The sequence below is a fragment of the Bradyrhizobium sp. genome (genome assembly GCF_019242285.1).
Classification (GTDB): domain Bacteria; phylum Pseudomonadota; class Alphaproteobacteria; order Rhizobiales; family Xanthobacteraceae; genus Bradyrhizobium.
Genome location: NZ_JAFAVV010000762.1, coordinates 1 through 10,292, shown reverse-complemented (window position 1 = coordinate 10,292; position 10,292 = coordinate 1). Strand labels below are relative to the sequence as shown.

The following is a 10,292-nucleotide window of genomic DNA, read 5'->3' as shown; positions in this document are numbered from 1 at the left end:
CGGGCCGGCGGCGAGCAGGCCCTTGAGGATCGCCCCCGTCAGGCTCCCCTTCGCGTCGGCGACCCGCTCGGGCGGGCCCGAGGCGACGACCTGGCCCCCCGATCCGCCTGCCTCGGGGCCGAGGTCGATGACCCAGTCGGCGGTCTTGATCACCTCGAGATTGTGCTCGATCACCACCACCGTGTTGCCCTGCGCCACCAACTCGTGCAGCACCTCCAGGAGCTTCTTGACGTCGTGGAAATGCAGGCCGGTGGTCGGCTCGTCTAGGATGTAGAGCGTGCGGCCGGTGGCGCGTTTTGACAGTTCCTTGGCGAGCTTGACGCGCTGCGCTTCGCCGCCGGACAGCGTGGTCGCCTGCTGACCGACATGGATGTAGTCGAGCCCGACCCGGCGCAGGGTCTCGAAGGTGTCGCGCACGCGCGGCACCGCCTTGAAGAACTCGGCGGCCTCCTCGACCGTCATGTCGAGCACATCGGCGATCGACTTGCCCTTGAACAGCACCTCCAGCGTCTCGCGGTTGTAGCGCTTGCCCTTGCAGACGTCGCAGGTGACGTAGACGTCCGGCAGAAAATGCATCTCGATCTTGATGACGCCGTCGCCCTGGCAGGCCTCGCAGCGGCCGCCCTTGACGTTGAAGGAGAAGCGTCCCGGCTCGTAGCCGCGCGCCTTGGCTTCGGGCAGGCCCGCAAACCATTCGCGGATCGGCGTGAACGCGCCGGTATAGGTCGCCGGATTGGAGCGCGGGGTGCGGCCGATCGGCGACTGGTCGATGTCGATGATCTTGTCGATGTGCTCGAGGCCCTCGATGCGGTCGTGCGGCGCCGCGCCTTCGCTTGCGTTGTTCAGTTTTCGCGCGATGGCGCGATAGAGCGTATCGATCAAGAGCGTCGACTTGCCGCCGCCGGAGACGCCGGTGACGCAGGTGAACAGGCCGAGCGGGATCTCGGCAGAAATGTTCTTCAGATTGTTGCCGCGGGCGTTCACCACCTTGATGGTGCGGCGGTGGTTCGGCGGCCGCCGCTCGGGCACGGCGACCGACAATTCGCCGGTGAGGTACTTGCCGGTCAGCGAGTCCGGGTTGCGCATGATCTCGGCCGGCGTGCCCTGCGCCACGATGTGGCCGCCATGCATGCCGGCGCCGGGGCCGATGTCGAGCACGTAATCGGCGAGCCGGATCGCGTCCTCGTCGTGCTCGACCACGACGACGGTGTTGCCGAGGTCGCGCAACCGCTTCAGCGTCTCCAATAGCCGCGCATTGTCGCGCTGGTGCAGGCCGATCGACGGCTCGTCCAGCACGTAGAGCACGCCGGTCAGGCCCGAGCCGATCTGCGAGGCGAGGCGGATGCGCTGGCTCTCGCCGCCGGACAGCGTGCCGGACGAGCGCGACAGGGTGAGATAATTCAGGCCGACATCGATGAGGAATGTCAGCCGCTCGCGGATTTCCTTGAGCACGCGGACGGCGATCTCGTTCTGCTGCGGGTTCAGCGCCGCCGGCACGGTCTCGAACCATTCGCCGGCGCGCTTCACCGACAATTCCGAGATCTCGCCGATATGCTTGCCGCCGACCTTGACGCACAGGGCTTCCGGCTTCAGGCGATAGCCGTGGCAGCCGGCGCAGGGCACGTCGGAGAAATATTTGGCGAGCTCCTCGCGCGCCCACTCGCTCTCGGTCTCGCGGAAGCGGCGCTCGATATTGGTGACGACGCCCTCGAACGGCTTCTTGGTGTCGTAGGAGCGCACGCCGTCTTCATAGGTGAACTTGATCTCGTCCTCGCCGGAGCCGTACAGGATCGCGTCTCTCGTCTTCTTCGGGAGGTCCTTCCATTTGGTGTCGAGGGTGAACCTGTAGAACTTCGCCAGCGCCGTCAGCGTCTGCAGATAATAGGGCGAGGACGACTTTGCCCAGGGCGCGATCGCGCCCTTGCGCAAGGTGGCCTCCTTGTCGGGAATGATCAGGTCGGCGTCGACATGCTGCTCGACGCCGAGGCCGCCGCATTCCGGGCAGGCGCCATAGGGGTTGTTGAAGGAGAACAGCCGCGGCTCGATCTCGGGGATGGTGAAGCCGGACACCGGGCACGCGAACTTCTCGGAGAACAGCAGGCGCTCGGGCCCGCTCTTGTCGTGGATTTTTGCGGTCTTCTTCTTGTCGTCGGCGGCGGCCGCGGCCGGCGCGTCGGCATATTCGATCACCGCCAGGCCCTCGGCGAGCTTCAGCGCAGTTTCAAAACTTTCGGCGAGGCGCTGGCCGATGTCCGGCCGCACCACGATGCGGTCGACCACGACATCGATGTCGTGCGGGAACTTCTTGTCGAGCGCCGGCGCCTCGGCGAGCTCGTGGAAGACGCCGTCGATCTTGACGCGCTGAAAGCCCTTCTTGAGATAGTCGGCGAGCTCCTTCCTGTACTCGCCCTTGCGGCCGCGCACGACCGGGGCCAGCAGATAGAGCCGCGTGCCCTCGGGCAGCGCCAGCACGCGGTCGACCATCTGCGACACGGTCTGGCTCTCGATCGGCAGCCCCGTGGCGGGCGAGTAGGGCACGCCGACGCGCGCCCAAAGCAGACGCATGTAGTCGTAGATCTCCGTCACGGTGCCGACGGTGGAGCGCGGGTTCTTCGAGGTCGTCTTCTGCTCGATCGAGATCGCCGGCGACAGGCCGTCGATCTGGTCGACATCCGGCTTCTGCATCATCTCCAGGAACTGGCGCGCATAGGCCGACAGCGACTCGACGTAGCGGCGCTGGCCTTCCGCATAGATGGTGTCGAAGGCGAGCGACGACTTGCCCGAGCCGGACAGGCCGGTGAACACCACGAGCTTGTCGCGGGGAATCTCGACGTCGATGTTCTTGAGATTGTGCTCGCGCGCGCCGCGAATGAGGATCGCGCGCTGGCTATTGGCATTCTGCTGGCGTCGCGATTTCAGGATTTCATCCATGTCCGCATTCCAGGCGCGTTGGATCGCGCACGTTGAGGCGCGTCGCCGGAAAACCGCGATCGGACGCCAAAGGGAGATGTCGGAACGTAGGAAGAACGGGCGGCGATTTCCAGTCTTCCGTGCAAGCCATCAACGGTTTGTTGGAAGATGCGCCGGTTCTGGCAGCAGCCGGCAGGAGCGGGCCGACCGCCAAAGGAAAGGCCGGCGCAAGGCCGGCCTTTCGATCGCGTGTTGTCGCTGATTTCAGTACTTCGCCACCAGCGGCGCGCCGAAGCGGTAGTTGACGCGCACGGTTCCAATGTCGACGTCCTGCTTGATGCTGTCGGCGCGGGACGTCGCCAGCGTGGTGGCCGCAAAGCCGATGTTGGACTTGCCCATGAACAGATGGTCGTATTCGACGCCGACCGACCAGTTCGGCGCGAAGGCATATTCGAGACCGGTGCCGATGGTGCCGCCCCAGCGGGTTTCGTTGGCCTGGTCCAGTATGATGCCGGTCCCGGTGAGCAGCCCCGCGTACTTGTCGTGCGTCACCGCCGCGCCGCCCTTGGTGTACCAGAGCAGATTGTTCCAGGCGTAGCCGACCTGGCCGGTGAACAGGCCGATCGCATCGATCCGGGTCTGGTTGGAGGCGCCGGCGCTGAGCGGCGCGAGGCTCGGGTTGGAGCCGGAGAAGTTCGTCCAGTCGCCCTGGGCCTCCAGGCCGAACACCCAACTCGCCGACTGCCAACGATAGCCGAACTGGCCGCCGACCATGCCGCCGGTGGCGTCATGGCAGCCCTCGAACTGGTTCGGCACCACCGGCACGCCGGCGACATTGTTGAGGGTCCAGCAATTGCGGCTGGAGCCGCCGCCGGCGTTGAGGCCGCCATAGAAGCCGGCCCAACTATAGACCGGCAGCGGAATGGCAGCGGGCGCCTTGGTGTAGTAGCGCGCTGGAAGATCGGCGGCCATGGCCGGAGCGATCCCGAGCACGGCCAAGCCCGCGCCCGTGAGCAAAATACGTTTCATCTTTCCCCAGTCCCCTTGTTTGGGTGGCGTCCTAGTGCCGTCGATCAGGACGCAGACCCGCTAAGACCGGCGGACGTTAGCGGCGACGGTTTACAAAACCTGCCACGTGGGCCGGCGCGGCAAGCGCGACCAACGGTCGTGATTAAAGGGTGGTGAACGTTCACGCGGGGCACGCCAACGGCTGCGCAGCGAAAAGGCCGGCGCAAGGCCGGCCTTCCGTCGAATGGTCTTTGATGGTCCCGGCACCAGCACGGGATGTGCGATCCCGCGGCTGGATCAGAAGTGATAGTTCACGCCGACCTGGCCGCTGTTGAGATTGGTCGTGCCGGTGGAGACGCCGGCGATCGTCTCGCTTCCGAAGCTGCGATAGAGATATTCCGCCTTCAACGACCAGTGCGGGGCGAACATCACCTCGACGCCGGCGCCGGCGGTCCAGCCGGTGCGCAGCTGGCTGTCGGAAGCCGTCACGCCCAGGAGGCTGCCGCTGAGCTTCTCGTTGGCCCAGGCGAAGCCGCCGGTGCCATAGAACAGCCACTGGTCGACGGCGAAGCCGACACGGCCGCGCACGGTGCCGAGCGCATTGAACTTGTCGCTGAGCGTCAGCGGGCCCACGAACGGAACAAAGGCGGTCGCGCTGACGCTGACGTCGCCACCGGCGGCATCCGCCTCGATGCCGTACACGAACTGGCCCTGCTGCCAGTTGTAGCCGAGGGTGCCGCCGCCGAAGCCGCCCTTCAGGGGGAAGTCGCTGACGTCCTCCTGGGCATAGCCGCCGAAGCCACCGACATAGAAGCCCGTCCAGTTGTAGATCGGCGCCAGCGCCGGCGCCTTGGTGTAGGTCCGCGCGGGAAGATCCGCGGCGACGGCCGGCGCCATCCCCAACGCGGCGATGCCGACGCCCATCAGCAGAAGTTTCTTCATTAATTCACTCCAAGTCCCAGTCCCACTTCGTTTTTTCCTTTGGAAACGCGAACAGGGGATAGCTGTGCACGCTAAGCGGCTTATAAGACAACCGGTCGGCAAATACCGTTACCTGCACGACACACCTGCGGCGAAAGCTTGATTCTCTAAGGGAATCCGATGGTAAGAAGGAGCGGTGTTGCGGCAGAGTCACGTTCGGCAAGCGGCTGACGGTATCTGAAGAACGCAAAGGGCCGATGTCGGTGTCGGGGCCCGGCGAATCTCTTCAAAGAAAAAGGCCGGTGCGGGCACCGGCCTCTTCAAAGGGAACAGACTCTGGAGCGGGAGGTCAGTACTTTGGCACCACCGGGCCGCCCCAGCGATAGTTGACGCGGACGGAGGCCATGTCGACATCCTGCTTGACATTGTCGGTGCGGGTGAAGGCGCCGCCGGGAATGGCGGTGAAGTTCAACGTGCGCCCACCCATGAAGAGATGGTCGTATTCGACGCCGACCGACCAGTTCGGGGCAAAGCCGACCTCGAGGCCGGTGCCGATGGCGCCGCCCCAGCGGGTCCCGGTGGCCTGGTCGATGATGACGCCACCCACGATGCCGTTGTACTTGTTGTCGGTGACGGCAGCGCCGCCCTTGACGTACCAGAGCACATTATTCCAGGCATAGCCGGCCTGGCCGGTCAGCAGGCCGATCGCATCGACCTTGGTCTGGTTGACGGTCCCAGGCGCGAAGACGCTCGTGTTCGAGCCCTTGAAATCGGCCCAGTCGCCCTGGCCCTCGACGCCGAACACGAAGTTCGACGACTGCCAGCGATAGCCGATCTGGCCACCGACCATGCCGCCCGAGCCGTTGTGGCAGCCCTCGGAGACGCTCGGAACGACCGGGCCGAGCGCGGTCGTCGTGTTGGTCCAGCAGTCACGGCTCGAGCCGCCGCCGCCATTGATGCCGATGTAGAAGCCGCTCCAGTCGTAGATTGCGGCCACCATTGCGGGGGCCTTGGTATAGGTTCGTGCCGGAAGATCCGCGGCCAAAGCCGGTGTAACGCTCAGCACCAAGCTGACGGCACCCAGCAAGGTCTTCTTCATCAACAGTCCCCCGACACGTCGGCTTCCGTTGGTCCCCAGAAGCGACTTGAACTCACGCGCGACCGCCCATGCGATCCAAATTTCCGCCGCTAATATACCCGAATTATCCGGAATTACCGTCTCCCAAATGCAACAGTCTTTGGGAACAGCGCTTCTCAGAAATTAATGATTTGTCAGGTTTCTCCTGGGGTTGGCTGGAGCCAGACAGGGGAAGCCGCCGTGGCCGGACGCGACTCCAATGTCCTGGAACAAAACTGGAACGAGGGCGCGGCCCGTGCTATATGTGGGGATAACCGACCTCGTGGGCGGGCGTGCAGCCGTGCCGGGCGTATAGGTGGGCCGGAGGCGTCGCGCTTGGCCTCGCAGGCAGGCACCTCGGGGCGGAAGATTTCCAGCGCGTGGAGAGTGGCGATGGCGGGAAGTGTGAACAAGGTGATTCTGGTTGGAAATCTCGGCAAGGATCCGGAGATCCGGCGCACGCAGGACGGTCGGCCGATCGCCAATCTGAGCGTGGCCACTTCCGAGACCTGGCGCGACAAGGCGACCGGCGAGCGCAAGGAGAAGACCGAGTGGCACCGCGTGGTGATCTTCAACGAAGGTCTCTGCAAGATTGCCGAGCAGTACCTGAAGAAGGGCGCCAAGGTGTATCTCGAGGGCCAGTTGCAGACGCGCAAATGGACCGATCAGAGCGGCGTCGAGAAATACTCGACGGAGGTCGTGCTGCAGGGCTTCAACTCCGCGCTGACGATGCTGGATGGACGCGGCGGTGGCGGCGGCAGCTTCGCCGATGACGCCGGTGGCGGTGATTTCGGCGTCAGCGGGCCGTCCAGCGCCCCGCCGCGCCGGGTGGCCGCCGCGGCCGGCGGCCGCAACGGCGACATGGACGACGACATCCCGTTCTGAGCGTGGTCCACCCGCGCTGAGTTCGGTTCGCGCGACCGCATCCCCGTGCTTTCGGGCTCGCGAGCGACGGTAAGCGTGGTCAGTCCGTAGTTGCACGGTCCGCAGTTGTGCGGGGCGCCCGTCCTCAATCTGGTTGCATTTTGTCGTCAGCCTCGAAGGATGAGTCGCGAAGATCAGTCCGGGTACCAGCGGAAGGCAGAGGATGCCATGAGAATGGCGATCGCCGCGCACGGATCCGAGCGTCTTATCTGGGTGCGAATGGCCTTGCTTTGGCAGGGGCTCGGCCGCGACGACAGCCGCCACCGAGGGCAGGACAAGAATGCCGGGCGCCCCAAGGTAACCCTCGAAGAGGCCTGATCCGCAGCAGCTGGACGACGGCGCCGACGGTGGTTGCTGCTCGATGCTGCCCGCGACTCTGCTGGGTGACTTTGCGGCGAAGGCGCATTCGCGCTGGAGCATCCTCCGGCTGCCGCTCTGAAGGGACATCGCTGTTCCCGGTGTTGGGTCCGGGTAACAGGGGAAAACCCGGATATCTCTGGCTCGCCTCTCGTTGTATCGCGTGACCGCCTGGGGTTTGGGGGTTGTGGTGATGCAGACAGAGATTGTAGCAAAATCTTCCCGCCGTGCTGCGGAGGAGATGTTCCATGTGAAGCTCGGGCCGCTGCCGGCTTTCACACAAAGTCCGGCGACGACCGTGCACAGTCCTCCCGCCGGGTCGTCCCAGCCGCCCGTGCAGGTCAAAACGACAGCAGAGTAATTCCGCTGCCGATGCGCCACTGGCCGCGCCGCCTGGCAGAAATCCGAAGCGCCGGATGCCGAAACTTTTCCGAGCAGAGAAGGCCGCGACTGATGCCGTCGGCTGGATCTGGGTCGCCCTGATGGCGCTGGTGGCGGCGTCGTCGTTCTGGGTACACACCATCCGCCTGGTCGACCGTTCAGCCCGATCCATCTGTTGTCGATCGTCACGCTGATCGTGCTGCCGCTCGCGGTCTGGAGGGCACATACCCATCAGGTGGCCGGTCACCGGCGTGCGAGATCGCGCTGTTCACGGGGGGGCTCTGTTGGTCGCGGGCCTGTTCACGCTGCTGTCCGGCCGCATCATGCATCACGTCTTGTTAGGGCCCTAAGTGCAGTTCCCCGGAACGGCCCTGGCCGGTTGACATTGCAACTCGCGCAAACCCCTCGAACCGCCCGTTAAGCTACTGGAAACACGACCAGAAAAACCTCGCACTTTGATCGCCGAGGGGTGGTGGGCACCACATCGATGCGCTATATGATTCGCAAGCAAATCTGACCGGAATTCCCCTTGGCCGACGAAGAAGACGAGAAGCCTGGCACGCCGCCGGAGCCTTCCGACATACGTCCCGTTTCGATCCTCGACGAGATGAAGCGCTCCTACCTCGATTACGCCATGAGCGTGATTGTGGCGCGTGCGCTGCCTGACGCGCGCGACGGATTGAAGCCGGTGCATCGGCGCATTCTCTATTCGATGCACGAGCAGGGCTACACGCCGGACAAGAAGCACAAGAAGTCGGCCGGCATCGTCGGCGACGTCATGGGCAACTACCATCCGCATGGCGACCAGGCGATCTACGACGCGCTGGTGCGCATGGCGCAGGATTTCTCGATGCGCGCGCCGCTGGTGGACGGGCAGGGCAATTTCGGCTCGGTCGACGGCGACCCGCCGGCGGCCATGCGCTACACCGAGTCGCGGCTCACCAAGATCGCCCTGCATCTGCTCGACGACATCGACAGGGACACCGTCGACTTCGAGCCGAACTATGACGGCTCCGCGAAAGAGCCGACGGTGCTGCCGGCGAAATTTCCGAACCTCCTGGTCAACGGCGCCGGCGGCATCGCCGTCGGCATGGCGACCAACATCCCCCCGCACAATCTCGGCGAGGTGATCGACGCCTGCGTCGCGCTGATCGACAATCCGTCGCTGTCGATCGACGAGCTCATCAACATCATTCCGGGGCCGGACTTCCCGACCGGCGGCATCATCCTCGGCAAGCAGGGCATCCGCTCGGCCTATCATCTCGGCCGCGGCTCGATCGTGATGCGCGGCAAGGTCGAGTTCGAAGCCATTCGCAAGGAGCGCGAGGCGATCGTCGTCACCGAGATCCCGTATCAGGTGAACAAGGCGACCATGGTCGAACGCATCGCCGACCTCTACAAGGAGAAGAAGATCGAGGGCATCTCGGACCTTCGCGACGAGTCCGATCGCGACGGCTATCGCGTCGTGGTCGAGCTGAAGCGCGATGCAATGCCCGACGTGGTGTTGAACCAGCTCTACAAGTTCACGCCGCTGCAGACCACGTTCGGCGCCAACATGGTGGCGCTCGACAACCGCCGTCCTCAGCTCATGAACCTGAAGGACCTGCTGACGGTGTTCGTCGCCTTCCGCGAACAGGTGGTGACGCGGCGGACGAAATTCCTGCTCAACAAGGCGCGCGACCGCGCCCACATCCTGGTCGGTCTCGCGATCGCGGTCGCCAATATCGACGAGATCATCCGCGTCATCCGCACCTCGCCCGATCCCAACACTGCGCGCGACACCCTGATGTCGCGCGACTGGCCGGCGCGCGACGTCGCCGCCATGATCACGCTGATCGACGACGCCCGCCATCGGTTGGCGCCGGACGGTACCGCGCGGCTGTCGCTGGAGCAGGCGAGGGCGATCCTCGACCTGCGGCTGCAGCGGCTGACCGCGCTCGGCCGCGACGAAATCAAGGAAGAGCTCGACAAGCTCGCGGTCGAGATCGCCGATTATCTCGACATCCTGCGCTCGCGCGCCCGCATCCAAAGCATCATCAAGACCGAGCTTGCCGGGGTGAAGGCGGAGTTCGCCACCCCGCGCAAGACGGTCATCATCGAGCAGGAAGGCGAGGTCGAGGACGAGGACCTGATCCAGCGCGAGGACATGGTGGTGACGGTGTCGCACGCCGGCTATGCCAAGCGGGTGCCGCTGTCGGCCTATCGCGCGCAGCGCCGCGGCGGCAAGGGTCGCGCCGGCATGCAGACGCGGGAGGAGGATTTCGTCAGCCGCCTGTTCGTCGCCTCGTCGCACACCCCGGTGCTGTTCTTCTCCTCGCGCGGCCAGGTCTACAAGGAGAAGGTCTGGCGGCTGCCGGTCGCAGCCCCCAACGCGCGCGGCAAGGCCCTGATCAACATCCTGCCGCTGGAGCAGGGCGAGCGCATCACCACCATCATGCCGCTGCCGGAGGATGAATCTTCCTGGGCCAATCTGGACGTGATGTTCGCCACCACGGGCGGCAATGTCCGCCGCAACAAGCTGTCGGACTTCGTCGACGTGCGCCGTTCCGGCATCATCGCCATGAAGCTCGACGAGGACGAGGCGATCGTCGACGTGCAGATCTGCAGCGAGCGCGACGACGTGCTCTTGACCGGCGCCGGCGGCCAATGCATCCGCTTTCCCGTCAGCGATGTC

8 protein-coding genes are annotated in these 10,292 nt (G+C 64.9%); 4 read left to right on the top strand and 4 right to left on the bottom strand.

Going from position 1 to position 10,292, the window contains the following annotated elements; all coding sequences use genetic code 11:
- From uvrA to JOY90_RS31170, 4 genes are all read right to left on the bottom strand, one after another.
- The coding region (gene uvrA / locus JOY90_RS31185) for an excinuclease ABC subunit UvrA (RefSeq protein WP_291694936.1) at positions 1-2,931 on the bottom strand (2,931 nt) is incomplete at its 3' end.
- A 243-nt stretch (positions 2,932-3,174) separates the two neighbouring features.
- Positions 3,175-3,939: an outer membrane beta-barrel protein gene (locus tag JOY90_RS31180; RefSeq protein ID WP_291694935.1), complete on the bottom strand. Its 765-nt coding sequence runs from the start codon at positions 3,937-3,939 to the stop codon at positions 3,175-3,177.
- 276 nt (positions 3,940-4,215) lie between these two features.
- The gene (locus tag JOY90_RS31175; protein WP_291694934.1) at positions 4,216-4,860 is read right to left on the bottom strand and encodes an outer membrane protein; all 645 of its coding nucleotides are present in this window, start codon (positions 4,858-4,860) and stop codon (positions 4,216-4,218) included.
- Between the two features lie 328 nt (positions 4,861-5,188).
- The gene (locus tag JOY90_RS31170; RefSeq protein WP_291694933.1) at positions 5,189-5,938 is read right to left on the bottom strand and encodes an outer membrane beta-barrel protein; all 750 of its coding nucleotides are present in this window, start codon (positions 5,936-5,938) and stop codon (positions 5,189-5,191) included.
- A gap of 411 nt (positions 5,939-6,349) precedes the next feature.
- On the opposite strand from JOY90_RS31170, the gene JOY90_RS31165 reads away from it, so the two are divergent.
- From JOY90_RS31165 to gyrA, 4 genes are all read left to right on the top strand, one after another.
- Positions 6,350-6,841: a single-stranded DNA-binding protein gene (locus JOY90_RS31165; RefSeq protein WP_291694932.1), complete on the top strand. Its 492-nt coding sequence runs from the start codon at positions 6,350-6,352 to the stop codon at positions 6,839-6,841.
- A gap of 207 nt (positions 6,842-7,048) precedes the next feature.
- A complete protein-coding gene (locus JOY90_RS31160; protein ID WP_291694931.1) occupies positions 7,049-7,198 on the top strand; it encodes a hypothetical protein in 150 nt (49 codons plus the stop codon).
- A gap of 455 nt (positions 7,199-7,653) precedes the next feature.
- Positions 7,654-7,812, top strand: a complete 159-nt coding sequence (locus JOY90_RS40230) for a hypothetical protein (RefSeq protein ID WP_367277014.1) — start codon at positions 7,654-7,656, stop codon at positions 7,810-7,812.
- A gap of 335 nt (positions 7,813-8,147) precedes the next feature.
- On the top strand, positions 8,148-10,292 hold a 2,145-nt coding region (gyrA, locus tag JOY90_RS31150), incomplete at its 3' end, for a DNA gyrase subunit A (RefSeq protein ID WP_291694930.1).

Excerpts from the sequence above, each read along its gene's own strand:
- JOY90_RS31180 (WP_291694935.1), bottom strand. The coding sequence starts at position 3,939 with ATGAAACGTATTTTGCTCACGGGCGCGGGCTTGGCCGTGCTCGGGATC.
- JOY90_RS31175 (WP_291694934.1), bottom strand. The coding sequence starts at position 4,860 with ATGAAGAAACTTCTGCTGATGGGCGTCGGCATCGCCGCGTTGGGGATG.
- JOY90_RS31170 (WP_291694933.1), bottom strand. The coding sequence starts at position 5,938 with ATGAAGAAGACCTTGCTGGGTGCCGTCAGCTTGGTGCTGAGCGTTACA.
- JOY90_RS31165 (WP_291694932.1), top strand. The coding sequence starts at position 6,350 with ATGGCGGGAAGTGTGAACAAGGTGATTCTGGTTGGAAATCTCGGCAAG.
- JOY90_RS31160 (WP_291694931.1), top strand. The coding sequence starts at position 7,049 with ATGAGAATGGCGATCGCCGCGCACGGATCCGAGCGTCTTATCTGGGTG.
- JOY90_RS40230 (WP_367277014.1), top strand. The coding sequence starts at position 7,654 with ATGCCGAAACTTTTCCGAGCAGAGAAGGCCGCGACTGATGCCGTCGGC.